At 59.0% G+C, this 24,473-nt stretch carries 23 protein-coding genes and 1 tRNA gene; 7 read left to right on the plus strand and 17 right to left on the minus strand.

Annotated elements, in window-relative coordinates:
• Positions 1-216 precede the first annotated feature (216 nt).
• Positions 217-1,377 carry an AAA family ATPase gene (locus AB7M26_RS04155; RefSeq protein ID WP_429375722.1) on the plus strand — a complete coding sequence of 387 codons (1,161 nt, stop codon included), beginning with the start codon at positions 217-219 and terminating at the stop codon, positions 1,375-1,377.
• Between the two features lie 339 nt (positions 1,378-1,716).
• On the opposite strand, the gene AB7M26_RS04160 is transcribed toward AB7M26_RS04155, so the two are convergent.
• The 4 genes from AB7M26_RS04160 to AB7M26_RS04175 form a co-directional block, all read right to left on the minus strand.
• Positions 1,717-2,499 (minus strand): MetQ/NlpA family ABC transporter substrate-binding protein, encoded by a 783-nt coding sequence (locus tag AB7M26_RS04160; RefSeq protein ID WP_008009603.1) that lies wholly within the window; start codon positions 2,497-2,499, stop codon positions 1,717-1,719.
• A gap of 356 nt (positions 2,500-2,855) precedes the next feature.
• Positions 2,856-3,788 (minus strand): sigma 54-interacting transcriptional regulator, encoded by a 933-nt coding sequence (locus AB7M26_RS04165; protein WP_429388036.1) that lies wholly within the window; start codon positions 3,786-3,788, stop codon positions 2,856-2,858.
• A 58-nt stretch (positions 3,789-3,846) separates the two neighbouring features.
• Positions 3,847-4,428 (minus strand): alpha/beta hydrolase, encoded by a 582-nt coding sequence (locus AB7M26_RS04170; RefSeq protein WP_123498283.1) that lies wholly within the window; start codon positions 4,426-4,428, stop codon positions 3,847-3,849.
• A 451-nt stretch (positions 4,429-4,879) separates the two neighbouring features.
• Positions 4,880-5,953 (minus strand): fatty acid desaturase, encoded by a 1,074-nt coding sequence (locus AB7M26_RS04175; protein ID WP_429388039.1) that lies wholly within the window; start codon positions 5,951-5,953, stop codon positions 4,880-4,882.
• Positions 5,954-6,053: 100 nt separating this feature from the next.
• Between AB7M26_RS04175 and AB7M26_RS04180 the strand changes: the two genes are divergently transcribed.
• On the plus strand, positions 6,054-7,058 hold the full coding sequence (locus tag AB7M26_RS04180) for an AraC family transcriptional regulator (protein WP_429388041.1): 1,005 nt from the start codon (positions 6,054-6,056) through the stop codon (positions 7,056-7,058).
• Between the two features lie 145 nt (positions 7,059-7,203).
• Here the strand turns inward: AB7M26_RS04180 and AB7M26_RS04185 are convergent, their stop codons facing one another.
• Together AB7M26_RS04185 and AB7M26_RS04190 are read right to left on the minus strand one after the other, a co-directional pair.
• Positions 7,204-7,569 (minus strand): response regulator, encoded by a 366-nt coding sequence (locus AB7M26_RS04185; RefSeq protein ID WP_123498277.1) that lies wholly within the window; start codon positions 7,567-7,569, stop codon positions 7,204-7,206.
• 110 nt (positions 7,570-7,679) lie between these two features.
• Positions 7,680-8,366, minus strand: a complete 687-nt coding sequence (locus AB7M26_RS04190; RefSeq protein WP_123498275.1) for a Crp/Fnr family transcriptional regulator — start codon at positions 8,364-8,366, stop codon at positions 7,680-7,682.
• A gap of 85 nt (positions 8,367-8,451) precedes the next feature.
• Here AB7M26_RS04190 and AB7M26_RS04195 point away from each other — a divergent pair, with 85 nt between their 5' ends.
• Positions 8,452-8,970 (plus strand): Mpo1 family 2-hydroxy fatty acid dioxygenase, encoded by a 519-nt coding sequence (locus AB7M26_RS04195; RefSeq protein ID WP_123498273.1) that lies wholly within the window; start codon positions 8,452-8,454, stop codon positions 8,968-8,970.
• Between the two features lie 106 nt (positions 8,971-9,076).
• Here the strand turns inward: AB7M26_RS04195 and AB7M26_RS04200 are convergent, their stop codons facing one another.
• The 6 genes from AB7M26_RS04200 to dibA all read right to left on the minus strand — a co-directional run bounded on the left by AB7M26_RS04200 (position 9,077) and on the right by dibA (position 15,528).
• Entirely contained in the window at positions 9,077-10,066 is a 990-nt protein-coding gene (locus AB7M26_RS04200; RefSeq protein ID WP_123498271.1) for a sulfate/molybdate ABC transporter ATP-binding protein, read from the minus strand.
• A gap of 3 nt (positions 10,067-10,069) precedes the next feature.
• Positions 10,070-10,939 carry a sulfate ABC transporter permease subunit CysW gene (gene cysW, locus AB7M26_RS04205; protein WP_123498269.1) on the minus strand — a complete coding sequence of 290 codons (870 nt, stop codon included), beginning with the start codon at positions 10,937-10,939 and terminating at the stop codon, positions 10,070-10,072.
• 12 nt (positions 10,940-10,951) lie between these two features.
• The gene (gene cysT, locus AB7M26_RS04210; protein ID WP_123498267.1) at positions 10,952-11,770 is read right to left on the minus strand and encodes a sulfate ABC transporter permease subunit CysT; all 819 of its coding nucleotides are present in this window, start codon (positions 11,768-11,770) and stop codon (positions 10,952-10,954) included.
• Between the two features lie 204 nt (positions 11,771-11,974).
• Positions 11,975-12,988: a sulfate ABC transporter substrate-binding protein gene (locus AB7M26_RS04215; RefSeq protein WP_007899632.1), complete on the minus strand. Its 1,014-nt coding sequence runs from the start codon at positions 12,986-12,988 to the stop codon at positions 11,975-11,977.
• A gap of 143 nt (positions 12,989-13,131) precedes the next feature.
• Positions 13,132-13,314 (minus strand): sulfur starvation response protein OscA, encoded by a 183-nt coding sequence (oscA, locus tag AB7M26_RS04220; protein WP_123498265.1) that lies wholly within the window; start codon positions 13,312-13,314, stop codon positions 13,132-13,134.
• A 294-nt stretch (positions 13,315-13,608) separates the two neighbouring features.
• Complete coding sequence (dibA, locus tag AB7M26_RS04225; protein ID WP_123498263.1) at positions 13,609-15,528, minus strand: phosphodiesterase DibA; 1,920 nt, start codon at positions 15,526-15,528, stop codon at positions 13,609-13,611.
• Between the two features lie 147 nt (positions 15,529-15,675).
• Between dibA and desA the strand changes: the two genes are divergently transcribed.
• Complete coding sequence (gene desA / locus AB7M26_RS04230; RefSeq protein WP_063341922.1) at positions 15,676-16,860, plus strand: delta-9 fatty acid desaturase DesA; 1,185 nt, start codon at positions 15,676-15,678, stop codon at positions 16,858-16,860.
• Positions 16,861-17,130: 270 nt separating this feature from the next.
• Positions 17,131-18,120 (plus strand): GGDEF domain-containing protein, encoded by a 990-nt coding sequence (locus tag AB7M26_RS04235; protein ID WP_123498261.1) that lies wholly within the window; start codon positions 17,131-17,133, stop codon positions 18,118-18,120.
• Between the two features lie 131 nt (positions 18,121-18,251).
• On the opposite strand, the gene AB7M26_RS04240 is transcribed toward AB7M26_RS04235, so the two are convergent.
• The 3 genes from AB7M26_RS04240 to gabD all read right to left on the minus strand — a co-directional run bounded on the left by AB7M26_RS04240 (position 18,252) and on the right by gabD (position 22,497).
• Entirely contained in the window at positions 18,252-19,466 is a 1,215-nt protein-coding gene (locus AB7M26_RS04240) for an HDOD domain-containing protein (RefSeq protein ID WP_429375728.1), read from the minus strand.
• A 134-nt stretch (positions 19,467-19,600) separates the two neighbouring features.
• Positions 19,601-20,878, minus strand: a complete 1,278-nt coding sequence (gabT, locus tag AB7M26_RS04245; RefSeq protein WP_008068635.1) for a 4-aminobutyrate--2-oxoglutarate transaminase — start codon at positions 20,876-20,878, stop codon at positions 19,601-19,603.
• Between the two features lie 176 nt (positions 20,879-21,054).
• A complete protein-coding gene (gene gabD, locus AB7M26_RS04250) occupies positions 21,055-22,497 on the minus strand; it encodes an NADP-dependent succinate-semialdehyde dehydrogenase (protein ID WP_429388049.1) in 1,443 nt (480 codons plus the stop codon).
• A 347-nt stretch (positions 22,498-22,844) separates the two neighbouring features.
• On the opposite strand from gabD, the gene AB7M26_RS04255 reads away from it, so the two are divergent.
• Together AB7M26_RS04255 and AB7M26_RS04260 are read left to right on the plus strand one after the other, a co-directional pair.
• Positions 22,845-22,921, plus strand: a tRNA-Arg gene (locus AB7M26_RS04255).
• 703 nt (positions 22,922-23,624) lie between these two features.
• The gene (locus AB7M26_RS04260) at positions 23,625-23,918 is read left to right on the plus strand and encodes a DUF3077 domain-containing protein (protein WP_429375730.1); all 294 of its coding nucleotides are present in this window, start codon (positions 23,625-23,627) and stop codon (positions 23,916-23,918) included.
• A 67-nt stretch (positions 23,919-23,985) separates the two neighbouring features.
• Here AB7M26_RS04260 and AB7M26_RS04265 read toward each other — a convergent pair whose 3' ends face one another.
• Together AB7M26_RS04265 and AB7M26_RS04270 are read right to left on the minus strand one after the other, a co-directional pair.
• A complete protein-coding gene (locus AB7M26_RS04265) occupies positions 23,986-24,204 on the minus strand; it encodes a hypothetical protein (protein WP_429375731.1) in 219 nt (72 codons plus the stop codon).
• A complete protein-coding gene (locus AB7M26_RS04270; RefSeq protein WP_207189013.1) occupies positions 24,201-24,467 on the minus strand; it encodes a hypothetical protein in 267 nt (88 codons plus the stop codon). Before AB7M26_RS04270 ends, AB7M26_RS04265 begins: the two co-directional genes overlap by 4 nt.
• Between the last annotated feature and the right edge of the window lie 6 nt (positions 24,468-24,473).

Here is a 24,473-nt window from a genome sequence, read left to right on the forward strand (position 1 = left end):
GCATCGCATGGGGCTTGGGGGGTTGCCTGTGGCGAGGGAGCTTGCTCCCGCTCGGCTGCGCAGCAGACGCAAAACCTGCTATCTCGTTTTGCCTGACACACCTCGTTTAACTTTTTTGGGCCGCTTCGCAGCCCAGCGGGAGCAAGCTCCCTCGCCACATACGCTCACAGTCGCCGACTAAGACAAACTGGCGGCCCCTGCAGCAGGAAGCTTCCCATGCTCAAAACCCTCGCGGTGGCCAATTACCGCTCGATCAATAAATTGGTGATTCCGCTCGAACGGCTGAACCTGATCACCGGCCCCAACGGCAGCGGTAAATCCAATCTCTACCGCGCCTTGCGCCTGCTGGCGGAAACTGCTCAGGGTGGAGTGGTCAATGGCTTGGCACGCGAGGGTGGGCTGGATTCGACCTTCTGGGCCGGGCCGGAAACCATCACCCAGCGCATGCGCAATGGTGAAATCCCGATCCAGGCAACCATGCGACACGGCGCCAAACGCCTGCGCCTGGGGTTTGCCGGTGAAGACTTCAGCTACTCGATCGCGCTGGGCCTTCAGGAACAGAGTCTTTCCGCGTTTTCTCTGGACCCGGAAATCAAAAAGGAATGCATCTGGTCCGGGCCGTTCTATCGCCCGGCCAGCCTGCTGGTGGATCGTGACGGCCCGATGATTCGCACACGGGTCGGCCGCAGCTGGGAGGTGCTGGCCCAACGCACGCCGAATTTCGACAGCCTGTTCGATCAGGTTGGTAGCTTGCGCACCTCGCCGGAAGTCTTGCAGCTGCGTGAATTCATCCGCCGCTGGCGCTTCTACGATCACTTTCGCAGCGATGCCGAAGCTCCGGCGCGCCAACCACAACTGGGCACTCGCACGCCGGTGTTGCACCACGACGGTCGCGACCTCGCGGCGGCGTTACAGACCATCCGCGAAATCGGCGATCCCGAAGCCTTGCAGGCGGCGATCAGCGACGCGTTCCCCGGCGCGACGCTGAACATCGCACTGCTGCAAGGTGGCCGATTTGCAATCGAGTTTTATCAGGAAGGGTTGTTGCGGCCGTTGTCCGCCGCCGAGTTATCGGATGGGACGTTGCGCTATTTGTTGCTGGTTGCGGCATTGCTGACGCCTCGGCCGCCGACGTTGATGGTGTTGAACGAACCGGAAACCAGTCTGCATCCGGACCTGCTGCCGGCGTTGGCGCGGTTGATCATTCGAGCGTCCGAGCAGTGTCAGGTGTGGGTGGTGTCTCATGCGCGGCGGTTGATCTCGGCGTTGCAGCAAGACCCGGAATGCAATTGCATTGTGCTGGAGAAGGATTTCGGCCAGACCGGGATAGTCGGGCAGCGGATGCTGGATGAGCCGGTGTGGTATTGGCCGGATTGAGCGGCGTCTTATCTGGCTGATTTGCTGCGGCAGTGGAGGACGGCTATTTTCCTTTACGCTGTAGGAAGGATCTTTTTTTCAAGACAGCCCTCCAAGGACGCACAGCTTTTGGCCAGACTCAGGGCCGAACCATCACAAGGAAGGGAAAATGGCTGACGTAAACGTGCCGCAGCGGCTGGATCCGCAAGACATCGTGAAATTGCTGATGGCGTTGCGCAAAGCGCTGAAGGCGCGGGCGGCCTGAAACTTTAAAGCAAAAGATCTTGGCGTAATAAAAAACGCCGACGCTGTATCAGCCGTCGGCGTTGAAACCTTGAAAAGGTTTGATACTGCGGTCAATCAGAACGCCGGCAGTACCGCGCCGCTGTACTTCTTGGCGATGAATGCTTTCACTTCCGGGCTGGTCAGGGCCTTGGCCAGTTTCTGGATGGCGACGCTGTCCTTGTTGTCTGGACGCGCCACCAGAAAGTTCACGTAAGGCGAATCGGCACCTTCGATCACCAGTGCATCTTTAGCCGGGTTCAGACCCGCGTCCAGCGCGTAGTTGGTGTTGATCATGTCCAGGTCGACCTGGTCCAGAACACGCGGCAGCATGGCCGATTCCAGTTCCTTGAACTTGAAGTTGTGCGGGTTCTTGGCGATGTCTTTCGGGGTGGCCACGGCGTTTTTCGGGTCTTTCAACTCGATCAGGCCAGCCTTCTGCAGCAGGATCAGCGCACGGCCGCTGTTGCTGCCTTCGTTGGGGATGGCGATGGTTGCGCCGTCTTTCAGCTCAGCCAGGCTTTTGACTTTCTTCGAGTAGCCGCCGAATGGTTCGACATGCACGCCGATCACGGTCACCAGGTTAGTGCCTTTGCCTTCGTTGAAGTTTTTCAGGTACGGCAGGGTCTGGAAGTAGTTGGCGTCCAGACGCTTCTGGTCGACCTGCACGTTCGGCTGAACGTAGTCGGTGAAGACTTTGATCTCCAAGTCCACGCCTTCTTTGGCGAGGGTCGGCTTGATCAGTTCAAGGATCTCGGCATGTGGAATCGGGGTCGCCGCCACCACCAGTTTCTCGCCAGCCTGGGCCAGGCCCGCGGTCAGGGCAGCCGCCAATGCGGTAAACAACAGAACCTTTTTCATGCAGTGTCCTTATCGAAATTCGCGGCCATCATCGACGACGGCTGATTAATACGAGTGCCAGTGAAGTGCTATCGCTGGCGTGACGCGGACAATACCGGGATTTTTTATTCCCGAACAATATCTTTTATTCACTTTCATATTCCATTTTGTTCATACAGATCCAACTCGCCCAAAACCCTGTAGGAGCGAGGCTTACCCTCGAAGGCGTCCTCCCGAACAGACCGAGTCGCCGGCTTCGCGAGCAAGCTTCGCTCCTACAAAAAGCCCGGAACATGACCTCTGTAGGAGCGAGGCTTGCCCGCGAAGGCGTCCTCCCGGACAGACCGAGTCGTCTGCTTCGCGAGCAAGCTTCGCTCCTACAGAAGCTCGGTGGCTTTGAGCAGTTGTTTCAAGGCCTCTTTCTCGGCGGCGGAACCGTTGCCGAGGATTTTTTTGAGTTGCTGCTCGATCTGAAGCAGCGATACCGATGCCTCGGGCAAATTCAAATGCTCCGGCAAAATCTCATCGCCGGTACTCACCAACAACGCAAAGTGGATGACGTTCTCCAGCTCCCGGGTGTTGCCCGGCCAACTGTGCTGCTCCAGCAGCTGCTGCGCGGCGTCGCTGATCAATGGCACCGGCAGATCGAGGCGTTGGCTGTAGATGCCAAGGAAGTATTCGGCCAGCGACAAAATATCACCCACCCGTTCGCGCAAGGCCGGCAGTTCGAGCTGGCCTTCACTGAGGTAGTGATAGAGCCGCTCATGGAATTTTCCGGCAGCCACGGCCTGAGCCAGATCGATGCTGGTGGCGGCCACCAGACGTACGTCCACCGGGCTTGGTTGCTGAGCGCCAACGCGAGTGACCTCATGGTTTTCCAGGGCTGCGAGCAGCTTGATCTGGATTGGCAACGGCAAGTCGCCGATCTCGTCCAGATAGAGCGTGCCGCCATTGGCCGAACCGAACCAGCCAGCGCGACTGCTGGCCGAACCGCTGTAACTGCCGGCGGCATAGCCAAACAGTTCAGCGTCGGCGTAGGTCGGGCTGATCGCCCCGCAATTGACGGATACGAACAATCCACCACGGTCACTGGCGCGATGGATGTGCCGCGCCAGCAGTTCTTTACCACTGCCGGTTTCACCGCGGATCAATACCGAGATCGAACGTGGCGCCAGTTGTTCCAGCTCCTGGCGCAACTGCCGGGAACGCGGATCGACGAACACCAACGCCTTGGCACGAATGCTCAGCGGGCTTTTTTCCGCATCAGGAAAGGTCAGCAGCGGCTGACCGAAGGTTTCATGCAAGCTCATGGCAGACTCCCGCCCAAAACCGCCGGCAGACGGGGGCGTTTTTTAAAAAAACAAAGGTTCAAGCGCGACGCAGGGCGTGTTGTTCCATGCGGTTTTGCAGACGATAGAGGTACGCAAAACCCTGCTCCCAACGCTGATGACCGGACTTCACGTTGATGTGCCCGGCCCCCGATAAAATCCCCGCCTCGGCGCCCCAGTTACGTGCCAGCTCAAGCGCTCGTGGCGCACTCACGGCACTGTCGTTATCGGAGCTGACGACCTGGCTCGGGAACGGCAGCAACGTTGTCGGAATCGGTGCGAAGTTGCGCAAGGCCGGTGCACAGGCCGGGCGCTCGACGTCCGCTGGCGCGACCAGCAAGGCGCCGCGCACCTGACGCAGAAAATTCAGTGGGGCCGTGGCCGCCCAATGGGCAACGGTGATACAGCCCAGGCTGTGAGCGATCAGAATCACTGGCGTGCTGTCGGCGGCAATCGCCTCGGCCAATGCCGCAACCCAGTCCTCACGACGAGGCGTCAGCCAGTCGGCCTGCTCCACCCGCGCACTGTTTGGCAGGCTGTTCTGCCAATGGGTTTGCCAATGATCTTCTGGCGATCCTTGCCAGCCCGGCACAATCAGGTAGCGAATTGATTCGTTGCGCATGGGGGCTCTCCTGCTGCGTGTCTGTTCGTGACCGAGTATAGGGAGGAGAGTTATATTCGTTAAGGAATAAGAAGCTATTTATTAAGACCGATAAAGAATATACAACAAATTCCTGTGGGAGCGGGCTTGCCCGCGATATCGGTGGATCAGTCCCCACAATGTTGGAGCTAATGACGCTATCGCGGGCAAGCCCGCTCCCACAGGGTTTGGTATTTGTCTGGAATAAAAAAGGGGCCGCACCCTGCCAAGGAGACGGCCCCGGAAACTCGAAATCTGTTAGCGCTGATCAACAGCGCTGTGACGCGATAATTGGCTGAAACGGTTATCCGATAAAGGAATATTTAATTACTTTAATAGGCCTGAATCGCATATTCGAATCGCTGCTTGCGTCACACCGTATCGTCCCTTTGGGTCAAATTGATGACCAGCATTTGAGTTTCCGGTTACCTCATCAAACCTGAGCGGCACGCACCTCTTGCATCTCGGCGGTGTCCTTGCGCACAAACCGGTTCGCCCGCCCGAACGTCCCGAAATCATTGAACCGCACCCCCATCTCGCGCATCACTTCATGCGCCACCGGGACGGTCATCTGCCGGATGTAAAACGGCTCCTTCACCACAAAATGATGGATCCCGTGGCTGCTGCCGAAGTTGAAGCAGAATGCTTGCAACGGCCACATCCACCAAGGGTTCAACACCTGAGTCTGCTGAATCACATTCCCCGGCTCCACGTCACCGTAGTAGTGCATGTTCGAGCTGACAAAATGCAGGCAGAACGTGCGCAATACGTTCGGACCGATGATCACGACGGCCGCGATGTCGATCACCTGCATCACCGCCAAAGTAGTCGCCGCCCATTCGATGGGCGCACCCAGCAGATGCGCAATGCCGCTGGCGGCGTGAAAACCGAGAAACACGTACCACGCCCCCCAATGCACCAGCGCCAGCGGTGCGTAAACCTTCAGAAAACGCTTGATGATGCTGAACTTGTGCGCCCGGGTCTTGGCCCGCAGCATGCGGATGAACGCCGACATCACGTTGTCGCCGACCATCAATAGCCGCGCGATTCCCCACGGCTCACCGTTGGTGATCGCCCGCTCTTCCATGTCGGCTTCGGTGCCGGACACCTTGTGGTGATTGAGGTGCAAATGACGGCGGATCCAGGGATTGATGGTGCTCGGTCGCGCCAGCCACACCAGGCCCATCATCAGGTTATGCGGCACCCGTTGCTTACGGAAATACATGCTGTGGATCAGGTCATGCTCCAGCTCATGGGTCAGCGAGGCGAAAAACCCGTTGAGCAACAGGCATACCCACCAGGCCATGTACCCGGTGATGTACAGCGCTGCGGAACCGATCATCCCGGCCAACGCGAAGGCCAGAATGCCCGCGCCCAAGGCGTCCTGATGGTTAAGAACCGGGTAGCGCTGGCGCAGTTCGACGCCTTTGGCCAATACCACCTGGCGAATATGCGCTGCTCGCTGTGCTGCATTCAGTCGCTGGGGACTTGCACAAGTACCGTCCATGCTTCCATCCTCTGGTTATTGATGTTCGCATCCTGCCTTGCGATGCTATACGGAGCGGTAGCCGTGAACGCCAACCTGTTGACCGGACGCGCCATTCAACATGACTGAACCGACCTCCCTCGCCAGCTGGACCCGCGCACTGCGCAAGCAGCTCGAAGCGCTGGGGCTCGACAGCACAACCCTGTGCCAGCAAGCGGGGCTTGACCCACACTTGATGGACGACCCGAACGCCCGTTACCCGTTGTCTGGCACCACGCGCCTGTGGCAAATCGCGGTGCAGGTCAGCGGCGACCCGGCGATTGGCTTGCGGGTGTCGCGTTTCGTCAGCCCCACCACGTTTCATGCGTTGGGTTATGCGTTGGTGGCCAGTGGCAGCCTGCGGGAAGTCTTCGAGCGCATCGTGCGTTATCACCAGGTGGTCAGCGACGCGCTGGATCTGGAACTGACCCGCGCCGAGGATCGCTACTACTTCCGCCTGAAAATCCCCCCAGACAACCCCGCGCCAGCCTTCGAGGCCATCGACGCCTTCGCGGCGATTTACGTGCGCACCTGCCGCAATCGCCTGGGCCGTGACTACGCCCCGCTGGCGGTCTATCTGCGCCGTCCGGAACCGGCCGACCCGCACCAATGGCACAAAGTGTTCCGCTCGCCGGTGTATTTCAACGCCGATGAAGACCGACTGGAATTCGCCCTGGTGGATTTCGACAGTCACCTGGACGATGCCAACCCGGAACTGGCCGAACACAACGAAACCGTGCTCAAACGCACCCTGGCGCAACTCAAACCCCTGACCTGGGAACGCAAGGTGCGTGACGCCATTGAAGAGCAATTACCCGAAGGCGAACCGTCGGCCGATCGCATCGCCCAGGCGCTGCACTTGAGTCTGCGCAGCCTGCAACGGCACTTGGCGGATGAAGGTTGTCGGTTCGATACGCTGCTCAATGAAAGCCGGGAGAACCTGGCGCTGCTGCATCTGCGCGACCCGCTGTGCTCGTTGGGCGAAATCAGTTATCTGCTGGGATTCGCCGACACCAGCAGCTTCAGCCGCGCGTTTAAACGCTGGACTGGAATGACGCCGGGGCAGTTTCGGGATGGGTTGCAGTGACAGATCCGAGAGGTGTTTTGAGTTTTCCGGCCTCTTCGAGGGCAAGCCTCGCTCCCACAGGGTTTTCGGTTGCTGTGATTCACCCAGAACCACTGTGGGAGCGGGCTTGCCCGCGATAGCCATTTCTCAAACACCACTGAAACCGCTATCGCCCGCGATCCCGCCGCAACAGCTTGCGCACCCGCTTCACCAGCTCACTGACGGCAAACGGTTTGAGCAGGTAATCATCTTCATGCAATTCCAACCCGCGCAGCCGATCCTCAATGCCGTCCCTGGTGGTGAGGAGCAGCACCGGCGTGTCGCCGAGCTTGCGGATCTGTTGCAACAACTGCCAGCCGTTGAGTCCCGGCAGCATCACGTCGAGGATGATCAGTTCGTACTCACCGGACTCGATAAAGCGCCGGCCGTCCATGCCATTGAGCGCCACATCCACCACGTAACTCGCTTCGCTCAAGCCTTTGGCCAGGAGGGTAGCGGTCTCGGGTTCGTCTTCCACTAGCAACACACGCATGGCACACCTCGATTGTCGTCGTCACAGGCTAGGCGCGTTCGCGGATAAAGCCCATCAATACCGTGGTGATTTCAAAAGATCGCAGTCTTCGCAGCGCCTACAGGTGCACGTCAAATCATTGCTAACGCCCGCAACCGCTCGGCATCCAGAATCTCGATCTCGCCGTACTTGAGATCCACAACCCCTTGCCCCTGCAAATCCTTGAGGAGCTGGTTTGTGGTCTGGCGCGACAGCGACAGCATCGACGCCAGTTGCTCCTGAGGCAGTTGCAGGACACAGCGCGGCGGATCGATTTCACCGTAACCCTCGGCGATCATCAGCAAGCGATGGGCCAGGCGCGCCGGAGCTGGCATCAGGCTTAGCTGTTCGAGGTTGATGAAGGTCAGGCGCAGTTTGTGGCTCATCAGCAACGCCAGTTGCCGCCAGTAAACCGGTTGTTGGTCGAGCACCTTCAGCAGCGTCGCCTGCGGGATGTGCAACAGGATGCACTGGCCAACGGCGTAGGCATCGTGGGTTCGCGGCTGGCCATCGAACAGGCAGATTTCGCCGAACCAGTGCGGCGCTTCCACCAGGCTCAGCAGCGCTTCCTTGCCCTGCTCGCTCACCGCGCCAATGCGCAACGCCCCTTCAAGCACTGCATACAGCCCGCATGGCGGATCACCGCGTTTGAATAGCAGTTGCCCCGACGGCAGGCGCCGAACCCGGGCCGCAGCCAGCAGACTATCCTGTAAAGGAACAGGTAAATGACTGAACCACTGCCCCGTATCCAGGCGCGAACGCCAAACCTGCATGTCCATGAAAACTCCTGGAGATTGTCGCCTGGCTGACAGAGCGAGAGATAAAACCCGGGGCATCATCCATCACCCTACAGGAGGAATAACAATGAAAAGCCTCGTTGACCATCTCAGTCAATACGCCGCCTACCACCGTGACCCGCGCAATATTGCCAGCCACTTTATCGGTATCCCGCTGATTGTAGTGGCGGTCGCGGTGTTGCTGTCGCGGCCGCAATGGGGCGCAGGCTGGGTTTCGCCGGCGGTGCTGGTCGCGATGGCATCGGCGTGGTTTTACCTGCGCCTGGAGGTGCGTCTTGGGGTGTTGATGACCGTGTTGCTCGGTCTGTGCATTTGGGCGGGTCAGGCTCTCGCGCAGCAAAGTACGCTGGTCTGGCTGGCCAGCGGTATCGGGATGTTTGTGGTGGGATGGGCGATTCAGTTTGTCGGTCATTATTACGAGGGACGCAAACCGGCGTTTGTCGATGACGTGACGGGATTGATTGTCGGGCCGCTGTTCGTGGTGGTTGAGTTGGCGTTTTTGCTCGGGATGCGGCGTGAGCTGAAAGAGCAGATCGAGGCGCGAGTGGGTGGTGTGCGTTTGCGTCAGAAAGGTGCTGCGACGTAGATCGCTTTCGCGGGCAAGCCCGCTCCCACAGGGTTTTGGGTTGGCCACAGATATGTGTTCAACGCAGATTCACTGTGGGAGCGGGCTTGCCCGCGATGCTTTTGCTTTAGATGTTGGCGACTTTCTGCCAGACCTTGGGCTTGAAGAACAACGTCTCACCCTTGGCCAATCCAACCAGGCTGTCGTGGTCTTTCACCACTTCAGCCTCGATCAGCTCGCTTTGGCCTTCAACCTTCAGCGTCACCCGCGTGGTCGCGCCCAGCGGACGAATATCCCGCACTTGCGCCGCGTGGTGGTCTTCCAGTTCATGCCGCGACAGCGACACTTCGTGGGGACGGAACAGCACGTGCCGGTCTTCGCCCAAATGCAGACGGTTCGAGTCGCCAAGGAAGTGATAGACGAAATCGCTGGCCGGGTTTTCGTAGACGTCGCCCGGTGAGCCGATCTGCTCGATCACGCCCTTGTTCATCACCACGATACGGTCGGCGACTTCCATCGCCTCTTCCTGGTCGTGGGTCACGAACACCGAAGTCAGGTTGATGTCTTCGTGCAGCCGTGCAAGCCAGCGACGCAGCTCTTTACGGACCTTGGCATCCAGCGCACCGAAGGGTTCGTCGAGCAGCAAAACCTTCGGCTCCACCGCCAAGGCACGGGCCAATGCGATGCGCTGACGCTGGCCGCCGGAGAGTTGTTCCGGGTAACGATCGGCCAACCAATCCAGTTGCACCATGTTCAGCAGTTCGTGGACTTTAACCGCGATCTGGCTCTCGCTCGGGCGTTGGTTTTTCGGCTTCATTCGCAGGCCGAACGCGACGTTGTCGAACACCGTCATGTGCCGGAACAGAGCGTAGTGCTGGAACACGAAACCGACATTGCGATCACGCACGTCGTGGCCGGAGACGTCTTCACCGTGGAACACGATGTTGCCCTGATCCGGGGTTTCCAGGCCGGCGATGATCCGCAGCAACGTGGTCTTGCCGCAGCCGGACGGCCCCAGCAACGCCACCAGCTCGCCGCTTTGAATGTCCAGGCTGATGTTGTCCAGCGCCTTGAACGCGTGGAAGTTTTTGCTGACGTTACGCACTTCGATCGACATGACTTATTCCTCCGCGGCGCTGGCGCGCAGGCGGTTAATACGGTTTTCGCTCCACTGCTTGAGCAGCAGGATGAAGAGCGCCAGGATCAGCAACAGGCTCGCCACGGCGAACGCGGCCACGTGGTTGTATTCGTTGTAGAGGATCTCGACGTGCAGCGGCAGGGTGTTGGTCACCCCGCGAATGTGCCCGGAAACCACCGACACCGCACCGAACTCCCCCATCGCTCGCGCAGTGCAGAGCACCACGCCATAGATCAGGCCCCATTTGATATTGGGAACGGTGACGTGCCAGAACATCTGCCAGCCATTGGCGCCAAGCAGGCGCGCGGCCTCTTCCTCCTGAGTGCCTTGTTCCTGCATCAGCGGGATCAGCTCACGGGCCACGAACGGCACGGTGACGAAAATCGTCGCCAGCACGATGCCCGGCAAGGCGAAGACGATCTGGACGTCGTGATCCTGCAACCACGGGCCGAACAGGCCCTGAGCACCGAACATCAATACATAGACCAGACCGGCGATCACCGGCGACACCGAGAACGGCAAGTCGATCAGCGTCACCAGCATGCTCTTGCCACGGAACGAGTATTTGCTCACGCACCATGCCGCGCTGACACCGAACACCAGGTTCAGCGGCACCGAGATCAGCACCGCAATCACGGTGAGTTTCAACGCCGACAAGGCGTCCGGCTCGAAGATCGCGGTGAAGAACGCACCCAGGCCCAGCTTCAGGCCCTGGGACACCACGATGAACAACGGCAATAACAGAAACAGCGCGAAGATCAGCCAGCCAAGGCCGATCAGGACTCGGCGCGACGTGGCACTGCCACGGCGGGCGGCGTTCGAGGAGGCTGCGGCAATAGACGATTGGGACATTTTTGCGCCTCCTTATGGGGTTTCGATGCGCCGCTGCAGCAAGTTGATCAGCAGCAACAGGACAAAGGAAACCACCAGCATCAGTACACCAATGGAGGTGGCGCCGGTGTAATCGTACTGGTCGAGTTTGACCATGATCAGCAGCGGCAGAATCTCGGTTTTCATCGGCATGTTGCCGGCGATGAAAATCACCGAGCCGTACTCGCCGACCCCACGGGCAAAGGCCAAGGCGAAACCGGTCAGCCAGGCTGGCAACAGCGCGGGCATCAGGATATGACGGAAAACCTGCAACGGTTTTGCCCCGAGACAAGCCGCCGCCTCCTCCACTTCACGGGGAATATCGGCCAGTACAGGCTGTACCGTACGTACTACGAATGGAAGTGTTACAAAAGTCAGCGCCAGCGTGATGCCGAGGGGGGTATACGCGATCTTGAAGCCTAGATCCGCCGCGAACTGACCCACCAGGCCGGTGGGGGTGTACAGCGCGGTCAGCGCGATACCGGCCACCGCTGTGGGCAAAGCAAAGGGCAAGTCGATCATCGCGTCGATGACTTTGCGTCCCGGGAACGTGTAGCGCACCAGCACCCAGGCCAGCAGCGTGCCAATGATGCCGTTGATGATCGCGGCATAGAGCGCGGTGCCGAAGCTCAGCTTCAACGCCGCCAGCACCCGTGGCGCCGAGATGATCGCCCAGAACTGGTCCCAGGTCAGTTGAGCGGCATGCACGAACATCGCCGCCAGTGGAATGAGCACAATCAAGCTGAGGTACACCAAGGTGTAGCCCAGCGTCAGCCCGAAGCCGGGTATGACGGGGGAGATACGACGCGACATAAAAGTCCTTGGTTGAGAACGCGCTAAGCCCCGACGGTGAAATCGGGGCCCGTTAGCCAATGCCAGCCACTTAAGTGCTAAACCTGTGGGAGCGGGCTTGCTCGCGAAGGCGGTGTGTCAGGCGACATCAATGTTGACTGTGCCGCTGTCTTCGCGAGCAAGCCCGCTCCCACATGGAATGCGCATTGGCTGATCTATTTCAGGTTACTGCGCCTGATAAATCTGGTCGAACACGCCACCGTCATTGAAGAATTTCGGTTGCGCGGTTTTCCAGCCGCCGAAGTCCTTGTCGATGGTCACCAGTTCCAGTGTCGGGAACTGTTTGGCGTACTTGGCGGCCACCTCTTTGTCACGTGGACGATAGAAGTTTTTCGCCGCGATTTCCTGGCCGGCCGGGCTGTACAGGTGCTTGAGGTACGCCTCGGCGATGTCGGTGTTGCCCTTTTTCTCGGCGTTCTTGTCGACCACGGCCACCGGTGGTTCGGCCAGGATCGACAGTGAAGGCACGACGATGTCGAATTTGTCAGCGCCGCCGTCTTCTTTCAACGCCAGGAAGGCTTCGTTTTCCCAGGCCAGCAACACGTCGCCCTGACCGTTGTTGACGAAGGTGATGGTCGAGCCACGAGCACCGGTGTCCAGCACCGGCACGTGTTTGAACAGGGTCTGCACGTACTCTTTAGCCTTGGCTTCGTTACCGCCGTTGGCTTTCAGGCCATAGGCCCAGGCCGCGAGGAAATTCCAGCGCGCCCCGCCGGAGGTTTTCGGGTTCGGGGTGATGACTTCCACGCCGTTTTTGGTCAGGTCGCCCCAGTCCTTGATGCCTTTCGGGTTGCCCTTGCGCACCAGGAACACGATGGTCGAGGTGTAAGGCGTGCTCGCTTCCGGAAGGCGCTTCTGCCAGTCGGCCGGCAGGCTCTTGCCGAGCTTGGCGATTTCGTCGATGTCACCGGCCAGGGCCAGGGTCACCACGTCGGCCCGCAGACCGTCGATCACCGCCCGGCCCTGCTTGCCCGAACCACCGTGGGACTGCTGGATTTTCACGTTGTCGCCAGCGTGGTCTTTTTTCCAGAAGTTGATGAACTCGGCGTTGTACTCCTGGTACAGCTCACGGGTCGGGTCATACGACACGTTGAGCAGCTCGTAATCCTTGGCAACCGCGGAACCAGCAAAAAGGGCACTGGCCAGGGCGGCCAAAGCAAAATGACGAATCGACGACATGGTGAAAGCTCCTGGAATTCTTGATGTGTTGGCTTTTCTTATGGATTTCTGGAATCGGGTTGCCTGTTCGAAGATCGCAGCCTTCGGCGGCGCCCACAGGCGCGTAGGAGCTGCCGAAGGCTGCGATCTTTTGATCTTTCGCTTCAGCTCGGCTTGTTGACTGGGTTCTGCAAACGGAATTTCTCTTTGCGTTCGATCTGAACCACCTGGGCGTTGTGCACGGTGATTTCCACCGCGCCAAAGCGCAGATCGCGCAAAGCGCTCTGGATCTCACGCAAAATGGTGGCTTCGTCCTGCCCGTCAACACTACGTAGGGATGCGCTCATGGTGCTGCTCCTTAATGAGATGTGCCTGGCAGTGGCGGGCACTGCTTACGGCGTGAGAGCAATAGTAGATAGGCGCAGATATTCTTAAAAAGACTATTTAAGAATGTTTATATAACCAGAATGCATTATCTGATGAAGCAAAGGGTTGTGGAGGACCAACTACTTTCAAGGGCACACAAAACCCTGTGGCGAGGGGCTTGCCCCCGTTCGGCTGCGTAGCAGACGCAAAAATTTGGGGCCGCTACGCGACCCAACGGGGGCAAGCCCCCTCGCCACAAAAAGCAGATCAGGCGCTCATCCGATCGTTGGTGCTCGGGCCCAATCCAATAATGTCGCCGGCACTGGCCGCCCAAACCAGTACCCCTGCCCCAGATCGCAGTCGTGTTCGAGCAGGAAACTCGCCTGCTCGACCTGCTCGATCCCCTCGGCATGCACTTGCAGCCCCATGCTCTGCGCCAGCGCAATAATCACCCGCACAATCGCCACGTCATCCTCATCACTCGGTAACCCTGCGACAAATCCCTGATCGATCTTGAGCTTCTGCACCGGCAGACGCTTGAGCCGCAGCAATGATGAATAGCCCGTACCGAAATCATCAATGGCCAGCCGCACGCCCAACTCGCGTAAACGATGCATCTGCTCCAGCGCCACTTCCGGGTCTTCCATCACCGCGCTTTCGGTGACTTCCAGCTCCAGATACGCCGGATCCAGGCCCGTGTCGTGCAGCACCTGAGCCACTTGCTGATACAACTCGCGGCGGGCAAACAGGCGAGAAGAAACGTTCACCGCGACAAACGACAACACCACGCCCGCCGCTTGCCACTGGCACATCTGCTGGCAGGCCTGACGCATGATCCAGGCATCGATCTCGGCAATCAGCCCGGTGCGTTCGGCGATGGGGATGAATTCAGCCGGCGACACCAACCCACGTTGCGGATGCTCCCAGCGCACCAGCGCCTCGACGCCGATCAGGCGACGGGTTTTGAGGTCATGCACGGGCTGGTAATAAACCCGCAATTGCTCCTGCTCCAGCGCCTGGCGCAGTTGGAACGCGATCTCGACGCGCTGCTGGGCATGCGCAGTCAATTCTTCAGTGTAGAGGGCATAGCCATTGCGCCCAGCGCTCTTGGCCTTGAACAGCGCCGAATCGGCGTTGCGCAACAGTTGCTCGGCACTCAAGGCATCGCTGGGGAACAGGCTGATGCCGAGGCTGGCGTTGATAAATAGCGGATTCCCGTCGATCTGGAACGGTTCTTTAAGGCCATCGATGACTCGCTGAGCCAGCGCCGCGGCATGCCCCGGTTGCGGGCAGTTTTCAGTCAATACCGCAAATTCGTCGCCGCTGAGCCGCGCCAGCGTGTTGCCCGGGCCGAACAAGGCATTCAGGCGCTCAGCCACAGCCTTGAGCAGTTGGTCACCGACACTGTGACCGAGACTGTCATTGATCAACTTGAAATGATCGAGGTCGATCATCAGCAACGCACAACCGCGCTTATGGACCTGCGCCGAAGCCACGGCCTGCCCGGCACGGTCGGTTAGCAGAAGGCGATTTGGCAGATCGGTCAACGGATCGTGATGGGCCAGGTGCGTCAATTCATGTTCGGAGTTCTTGATCGCGCTGATGTCGGAAAACACCGCAACGTACTGGCTGAGCCGCCCCTGCTCGTCGCGAATGAGGCGGATCGTCTGCCATTGCGGGTAGATCTCGCCGTTTTTACGGCGGTTCCAGATTTCCCCGCTCCACTCGCCGAGGCTGTCGAGTGTCGTGAACATCGCTTGGTAGAAACCCGGCGGGTGATGGCCCGACTTGAACATGTTCGGTCGCTGCCCCAGCACTTCCTCGCGCTGGTAGCCGGTGATTTCCATGAACGCCCGGTTCACATGGACGATCAACCCGTTGCTATTAGTGACCAGCACCCCTTCACGGGTGCAATCGAACACCGCTGCCGCCTGACGTAAACGCTCCCGGTCGGCATTGCGCTCGCGCAATTTGGCGCCGACACCCAGGCAGCGAAACAATCGTGCCCGTGCTATGAAGATCAGCCCGGCACTGAACGCCACCCAGGCATAACCGTTGATCAGCTGCCAGCGCAGCAGGTCGGTGGAATTATCGAAGAACCTGTTCAATAAATAACCACTAAACTGGAGCCAGGTTACGGAAAGCACCAGGTAGAGCAGCGCTGCACGCAAAGCATCGCGATAGGTGGCTGACATTAGAGCGTCCATGTCCCTACAAAAAGGCTGGAATTATAGATTAAAGACACATCCAGCCACTCTTATCTGAAAGGGCGACTGGTTTTATCTGTGGGCTAAGTGATAATGCAACGGCTGTTTTTTTCTTTATCGAGGGTCCTATAGGCTATGTGGTACGAAGGTTTTCTTGGCTTATCGCCCTGGTCACTGGTGGCTGTCACCCTACTGATGACCCACGTGACGATCGTCGGCGTCACGGTTTATCTGCATCGCTATTCAGCCCATCGCTCGCTTGAGCTCAATGCCGGCCTGAAACATTTCTTCCGCTTCTGGCTGTGGTTGACCACGGCGCAGAACACCCGCGAGTGGACAGCTATCCACCGCAAACACCACGCCAAATGCGAAACCGTCGACGACCCGCACAGCCCGGTCATCAAGGGGCTGTCCACCGTTCTGCGCAAAGGCGCCGAGCTGTACCGCGCCGAAGCGGAAAACCCCGAGACCCTGCGCATCTACGGCAAGAACTGCCCCGAAGACTGGATCGAACGCAACCTCTACAGCCGCTTCCCGCTGTTGGGTGTGGCGATCATGGGCGTCATCGACCTGCTACTGTTCGGCACCATCGGCATCACCATCTGGGCCATCCAGATGATGTGGATCCCGGTATGGGCCGCCGGCGTGGTCAATGGCCTGGGCCATGCCATCGGCTACCGCAACTTCGAATGCCGCGATGCGGCGACCAATCTGGTGCCTTGGGGCATCCTGATCGGCGGCGAAGAACTGCATAACAACCATCACACCTACCCTAACTCCGCCAAACTGTCGGTGAAGAAATGGGAGTTCGACCTCGGCTGGGCCTGGATCCAGGTTTTCAGTTTCCTGCGTCTGGCCAAGGTCCAGCGGGTTGCGCCGATCGCCCACCGCGTTGAAGGCAAAGGCAGCCTGGACATGGACACTGCCATGGCGATCCTCAACAATCGCTTCCAGATCATGGCCCAGTACCGCAAGCTGGTGATCGCGCCGCTGGTCAAGCAAGAGCTGGAAAAGGTCGATCACTCGGTCCGTCATCAGTTCCACCGGGCCAAGCGTTTGCTGTCGCGGGAAACCAGCCTGCTGGACGACAAGCACCATATGCGCATCCAGACCATGCTCGAGCACAGCCAGGCGCTGAAGGTAATTTACGAGAAACGCCTGGCCTTGCAACAGATCTGGGTCAAGACCAGCTCAAATGGTCACGACATGCTGGCTGCCATCAAGGACTGGGTACACGAGGCCGAGGCCAGCGGGATTCAATCCCTGCGTGACTTCGCCGGCCAGTTGAAAACCTACTCCCTGCGCCCTGCCAACGCCTGATCCTCTGATAACGGCTTGCCTCTGCTGAAGAGGCTTGCCTGTGGCGAGGGAGCTTGCTCCCGCTCGGCTGCGCAGCAGACGTAAAACCTGACGACGCGTTTTAGTTGAAAAAAACGCGTCGCCAGTACCGCCCAGCGGCCTCCTCCCCCATCACCACAAATACCGGGAACTTCGCTTCAAATCCCCTATCTCAAAGACACTTCGCCATCCAGGCGGGCTCTGTTTTTGGCCGCTGTCGACATAGCGGCATGCCCTTTGAGATTTGTGCCGATGGTCCATAAAAACCTACAAGACACATCCCTTCCACAGTGGCCCGAGGCCGCGCAAACCCTGATGGCTCTGATGCATGCCCAGGGTGAAGTGGCGCGCCTTAGCGAACGCGAACAGCTGTTCAGCTCGCTGCTGGTCAGCGTCAACGCCGTGCTTTGGGCATATAACTGGGAAACCCGCCAGGTGCTTTACGTCAGCCCGGCCTATGAACGGATTTTCGGCCGCCCCGCCGGTCTGTTGCTGTCCGACTACAACCACTGGCGCGACAGCGTCTATCCCGACGATCTGGACTACGCCGAGCGCAGCCTCGCGCAGGTGCTGGTCAAAGGCGCCGTTGAAGACCGCGAGTACCGCATCATCGCTGCCGACGGCCAGGTGCGCTGGCTCAGCGACAAGTGTTTCATCAACCGTCAGGCCGAGCCAGGTCAACCAGTGATCATCGTCGGCATTGCCGAAGACATCACCGAAAAAAAGCAGATGGAAGCCGAGCTGCAACATCTGGCCAGCACCGACGTGTTGACCCAAAGCAGCAATCGCCGACACTTCTTCGAATGCGCCCATCGCGAATTCGAGCAGGCACGGTTGAACGGTGCGCCGATGGCGTTCCTGCTGCTGGACATCGATGACTTCAAAGTGGTCAATGACACCTACGGCCATCAGGAAGGCGACAAGGTGCTGCAACGCATCGCCGAGAGCGGTCGCGCGGCCCTGCGGCGTGGTGATCTGTTCGGACGGATCGGCGGTGAAGAATTCGCGGCGGTGTTTCCCGGCTGTGCACCGGACATGGCCATGCAAGTGGCCGAGCGCCTGCAACGGGAAATTCAGCGGTTAAGCTTCAGCCATGACGACCAGACCTTCGGCATCACCGTCAGCCAGGGCCTGAGCAGCCTTACACACGAGGATGAAAGCATCGACAGCCTGTTCGCCCGCGCCGATGCGGCGATGTACCAGGCCAAGCGCCAGGGCAAGAACCGCATCATTTCTGGCTGAGCTCGAATCGAAATTCAACGCAAAACTTGTGGGAGCGGGCTTGCCCGCGATGGCGGACTATCAGCCACATCAATGCTGACTGTCAGACCCTCATCGCGGGCAAGCCCGCTCCCACAGGTATTGCATAAAGCTTATTTTTTGCGCAAACGCATCAGCTCCGGCAATCCGATCTTGAGCAATCGCGCTGTGCGGCTCTTGGCCAGTGCCTCGATCCCCTCATGCTCGGTCAGGCGCGCCAGTTGCGCGGCCATGTTCATCACCAGCGCTTCGCGGGAGTAAACCCCGCCACCGAACTGGTAAACCGCCGCAATCAGCTCCCGCAGCTCCAAGGGCAGGCGCCAGCGGGTCCGTAGCGCCGAACCATAGGCCGCGCCGAATTCAGCCAAGGCATCGCCGACCTCTTCCCACTCATCCAGCTCTCCGCCAGCCTCCTTCCACTCCTGCAAACAACGCAGCAACGCCAGGTCGCCGAGGCAATGCAGCATGCCCGCGCAATAACAGCGCGCCTGATCCAGATCCAGCAAACGCGCCAGTGTCCGGGCGTATTCGGCGGTGTGCAGCGACAACTGCCAATAACGCTCGGCATAGTCCGCCAGCTGCGGATCACTGAGTCGGGCACTGCGTTTGAGAGCGAGCCCCAGAATCAGGTTCATGCTTTGCCCGGTGCCCAAGCGTTGCAGCGCCTGGGCCAGGGTTTGCACAGCGACGCCATGATGCTGGGCTGCGCTGTTGGCGGCGGCGATCAGGACAGCGGTAATTTGCGGGTCGGTGCGGATTTCGTCTTCCAGCCGCGTCAGATCGAGGCCATTGGGGTTGAGGCTACGTTTGATCGCCACCTGCACATCGGTCATCAACGGCGCACCCTCCGCCAGTTCGCGACGTCGCTCCAGGTACACCGACAAGGTCATGCCTGGGGCCAATGACGGCGCCTCGCAGGACACCTCTTCGCCGGCGTTCAGCAACAAATCCTGCAGGCGCTGGGTCAGGCTTTCGATGTTCAAGGGTTTGGTCAGGTACGCCGTGGGCGCCAGGGGCAAGACTTCGCGCACGCTGGCGCTGTCGTTGCGGCTGCTCATCAGAATGAAGGGCAGCGGCGGATTACGCTTACGCTGCCGGACGCTGCGCAGAACATTCAGGCCATCAACGCCAGGCAACTCCCAGTCGACGATCACCAGGTCATAAGGGTTTTCCGCCAACAGCTGCAAGGTTTCCTGGCCATCGGCACACAGGTCCAGCCGCGCGTCACAGCGCACATTCAACAACACCTGCTTGAGCAGGTCGCGGGACCAGGGGTCGGCCTCGGCAATCAGCACACGCGGCACAGCGGGTAACACCACAGCAGTCATCGCACACTCCAACGGCAATGCTTGCACCTTAGTCAATGATGGCCATTCGATACAGCTCAATTGCCCCGATGTGTTTCAAGCACCATAAAAAAACCCGCCGAAGCGGGTTTTTTGTCGATCAGATCACAAATCAATCAGAGCTCGGCGAAGCACTCTTCGATGATCGCCAGACCTTTGTCCAGTTGCTCGTCCGGCGAGGTCAGCGGTACCAGTACGCGCAGAACGTTGCCGTAGGTGCCACACGACAGCAGGATCAGGCCCTTGTCACGCGCCTTGGCCACAACCGATGCCACAGCAGCAGCGTTCGGCTTGTGGCTGTCGCCGTCGACGAACAGCTCGACCGCGATCATCGCACCCAGGGCACGCACTTCGCCGATGACCGGGTATTTGGCCTGGATGGCTTTCAGGCCAGTCACCAGACGCTCGCCAACCGCTTTGCAGCGATCCAGCAGGTGCTCTTCTTCGAACACTTCCATCACGGCCAGGGCCGCGGCGCAAGCGATCGGGCTACCGGCGTAAGTACCACCCAGGCCGCCTGGAGCGATGGCGTCCATGTATTCGGCCTTGCCGCACACACCGGCCAGCGGGAAACCGCCAGCGATGGATTTGGCGAAGGTGGTCAGGTCGGCAGCAACGCCCATCTGTTCCATGGCGAAGAAAGTGCCGGTACGGCCAGCGCCAGTCTGTACTTCGTCAGCGATCAACAGAATGCCGTGCTGGTCGCACAAAGCGCGCAGACGCTTCATGAACTCTTTAGGCGCGACGTAGAAACCACCTTCGCCCTGAACCGGCTCGATGATGATGGCAGCGATGTCACGCGGCTCGGCGTCGTTCTTGAAGATGCGTTCGATGCTGGCGATCGAATCGTCGATGCTCACACCGTGCAATTCGTTCGGGTACAGCGCGCGGAAGATGCCGCCTGGCATCAGGCCCATGCCGGCCGAGTAAGGCACGACTTTACCGGTCAGGCCCAGGGTCATCATGGTGCGACCGTGGTAAGCGCCGGTGAACGCAATCACCCCGGCACGGCCAGTGGCGGCGCGGGCGATCTTGATGGAGTTTTCCACGGCTTCGGAGCCGGTGGTCACCAGCAGGGTTTTCTTGGCGAAATCACCCGGCACCTTGGCGTTGATTTTTTCGCACACTTCCACGTACGGCTCGTACGCCAGAACCTGGAAGCAAGTGTGGGTCAGCTTGTTCAGCTGTTCGGTCACGGCGGCGATGATTTTCGGGTGCACGTGACCGGTGTTCAGCACAGCGATACCGCCGGCGAAGTCGATGAACTCGCGACCTTCAACGTCGGTCACGGTGGCGTTCTTCGCGGACTCGGCGAAGATCGGGTGAATCTGGCCAACACCGCGCGGTACAGCGGCTTCGCGGCGTTTCATCAGGGATGCGTTAGTCTTGCTCATAGTGTCCTCATTCACCGCTCATCGGGCGGCGTGGTTCAAGGAAAATGCGGCGGGGAGGCAACTACGGCAGCATGCGATGATCGACTGCCACAGCTTTCCCGGCCACAGAGAAAATTCCGTTTGAAGCATCGCAAAGGGACAGCGCTCTCGTGCCCTTTGCGCTTGAAGCAATGGACTCAGATACCCAGGCAGAGGTATTTGATTTCCAGGTAATCTTCGATGCCGTACTTGGAGCCTTCACGGCCCAGGCCCGACGCCTTGATGCCGCCGAATGGCGCGACTTCGTTGGAGATCAACCCGGTGTTGACGCCGACCATGCCGTATTCCAGGGCTTCAGCCACACGGAACACACGGCCCAGGTCGCGAGCATAGAAGTACGAGGCCAGACCGAACTCGGTGTCGTTGGACATCGCGATCACGTCAGCTTCATCCTTGAAGCGGAACAGTGGCGCCAATGGGCCGAAGGTTTCTTCCTTGGCCACGGCAGCGTTGTTCGGCACGTTGGTCAGAATGGTCGGCTCGAAGAAGTTGCCTTGCATGCTCTTGCCGCCCGCCAGCACGGTGGCGCCTTTGCCGACGGCGTCAGCAATGTGCTCTTGCACCTTGGCCACGGCTTTTTCGTCGATCAGCGGACCAGTGGTGGTGCCGTCGTCCAGACCGTTACCGATCTTGAGTTTGGCCACGGCCACCTTCAGTTTTTCGGCGAACGCGTCGTAGACCGAATCCTGAATGTACAGACGGTTGGCGCAGACGCAGGTCTGGCCGTTGTTGCGGTACTTGGAAATGATCGCGCCTTCGACGGCCTTATCCAGGTCCGCGTCGTCGAACACGATGAACGGCGCGTTGCCGCCCAATTCCAGAGAGACTTTCTTGATGTCTTTGGCGCACTCGGTCATCAACTGACGGCCGATTTCGGTCGAACCGGTGAAGGACAGTTTGCGCACGATCGGGTTGCCGGTCAGCTCGCTGCCGATATCGCCGGCGCTGCCGGTCACCACACTGAACACGCCGTTCGGAATACCGGCACGCTGGGCCAGTTCAGCCAGGGCGAACGCCGAGAACGGGGTTTGCGAAGCCGGCTTGAGCACCATGGTGCAACCAGCGGCCAGGGCCGGGCCGGCTTTACGGGTGATCATCGCGGCCGGGAAGTTCCACGGAGTAATCGCAGCGGTCACGCCGATCGGCTGCTTGATCACGATCAGGCGCTTGTCTGGCTGGTGGCCCGGAATCACGTCACCGTAGATGCGCTTGGCCTCTTCGGCAAACCACTCGATAAAGGAAGCGGCGTAAACGATCTCGCCCTTGGCTTCAGCCAATGGCTTGCCTTGCTCCAGAGTCATCAGGCGCGCCAGGTCGTCCTGGTTCTCGATGATCAGTTCGAACCAGCGACGCAGCTTGTTCGCGCGTTCCTTGGCGGTCAGGCTACGCCAGGCCGGCAGCGCTCTGTCAGCGGCTTCGATCGCACGGCGGGTTTCGGCAGCGCCCATTTTCGGCACAGTGCCCAGAATTTCGCCCGTTGCCGGGTTATTGACCTTGATCGTCTGACCGTTGTCCGCATCGACCCAAGCGCCATCGATAAAGGCTTGCTGGCGGAACAACTGGGTGTCTTTAAGCTGCATGTCGGCTTTCCTTAACAGCACCGCGCGAGGCGGAGCGAATTATGATTGTAGAAAGGCGCCTTATAGGCTGCCGTCAGGGAAATCATTCACCGGGCTGAAGCACATAAATAGCGCACAAATCGAACTCGTGCGGTTCAGCACCCAGACAAGAGCGTTTGAAATCTCAAACGAATCCTAGGATCAAAGGGGTTAAAGGACAATAGGCTGTTCGAAAAAAAGAACGAAAACGCCGCATTTGCCTATTTTTTCAGATCAGCGTAGCAAACGCAGGTTACGCTTTTGAAAAAGGCAGACGATTCAGCAGCATGGACGCCCGCAGCGCATATGAGTATCATGGCGCCCGCGTCGCACCAGTAGCTCAGCTGGATAGAGTACTGCCCTCCGAAGGCAGGGGTCGTGGGTTCGAATCCCGCCTGGTGCACCATATGTAGAAGTGAGAAAGCCTCAGATCTTAGGGTCTGGGGCTTTTTTGTTGGTGTTTCGAGACTCTGAATCATCTTGATTTGGGCGAGCGCATCAGGCCATCAAGTGCAACATTTACGAGCTGTATAAGCCGATGGTTAGCGGGCTGAAGGGGCAGTTGTAAACTAAAAGTTTACAACTGCGACACGCGTCAGTGTCAGACGCGTGCCGGCCTTCGTGCATTTCTTGGGTAGTTTCTGGGCGTTTCTTGGGTAGTTTCTTGGGTAGTCAGCGACCACTGGTGCTCTGACATTCGCTGTTGCCATTGACCCAATATCCGAGGTTGCAGGAGGCCCACCTGCACGATACCCTTCCGCCGTCGCTGCCAATTCAGCGACCGGGCTTGGTAACCCGATGGAATAAGGCGCAACAGCGCCCCAACACGATTGCAGGCGTTTTTTTTCGTCTGTGGTCTTGTGTTATGGCGGCTGTGCGTGGGACGCCTTCGGGCGTGCCGGTTTCCTTGATTCCCCGGTTTACCAACCTGCGCACAGCTGCCACCCATTCGCTTGGTATCGGATGCGGCAGCTTCTCAAATCAAGGAAGTGAACTATGCGCAGCATTAATCCGTACAAATTTCGGCTTTCCCCTCACCTCGATTCCAAATCGTGTAACGCCCCACCGCTCGTTTTCATGAACTGCTTCGCCAACATCGGAGGTGGTCAATGACCGAGCAATCTGAACTGAAAACTATCGGCTTCACGCCCTGCCTCTACGGTGGAGACGACCCGCTGTTTCATGTCAGCGCTGGGGTGCCCATCAGCAAAGCGTTGGCGCAGGCGTCCGACCTGTTGTTCCTGGCGAAGTCGTTTGCTGAGGATGCAGCCTATGCAAGAGACACCGATCGCCACGCGTGGGCCGCGCATTATCTGACTGCGATGGGTAAGGCAGTGATTGATGATGTGGTGAAAGTTTTGACGCAACCACCGCAGGCAGCGATGCCACAAACCGCAGAATAGCGGCAACTCACCCTTGAAATGGCAGGCCCCGATTTTTCGGGGCCTGCCATTTCAAGGGTGAGTGTTTTCAAGGGCGGCTACGCTCTGCTTCAACCTCATCAATGAGCGCATCAAGCTCGGCAAATAGTGTTTCGGCAGGAATAGCCGGACGCGGGTCATTACGGCTGACGCCAATAGACTCACGTATTTCTGCAGCTCGTTGCTGATAGGCCGTGTGTGGCAAAGGGAGAGCAGCAGGACGCTTATGGTTGAGAACGGCAACAGGCCGCCAAAGCGGTTTTTTCATTCTGTCGTCCAGTCAAACTCATCGTAATCATCATCCTCTTCGTCCTCGACCACTTCATCATCAAGAACGTCTTCCTCAAGCGCTTCTTCTGCCTGCTTCGCCAGAAGAAACTCCTTACGACTCTCAGTCACTGCTCGCCGTAATTCCTCACCCTTCACCGGGCAGTTGAGCATTTGGGCGATGCGGTCGATTTTTTGTGCCACGGCATCCTCCAACGCATCGGCTATAGGCCGATAGTGCGCGCTTTCGGGTGTTGATGCCAAATTTGC

This window comes from Pseudomonas sp. F-14 TE3482, from assembly GCF_053629455.1.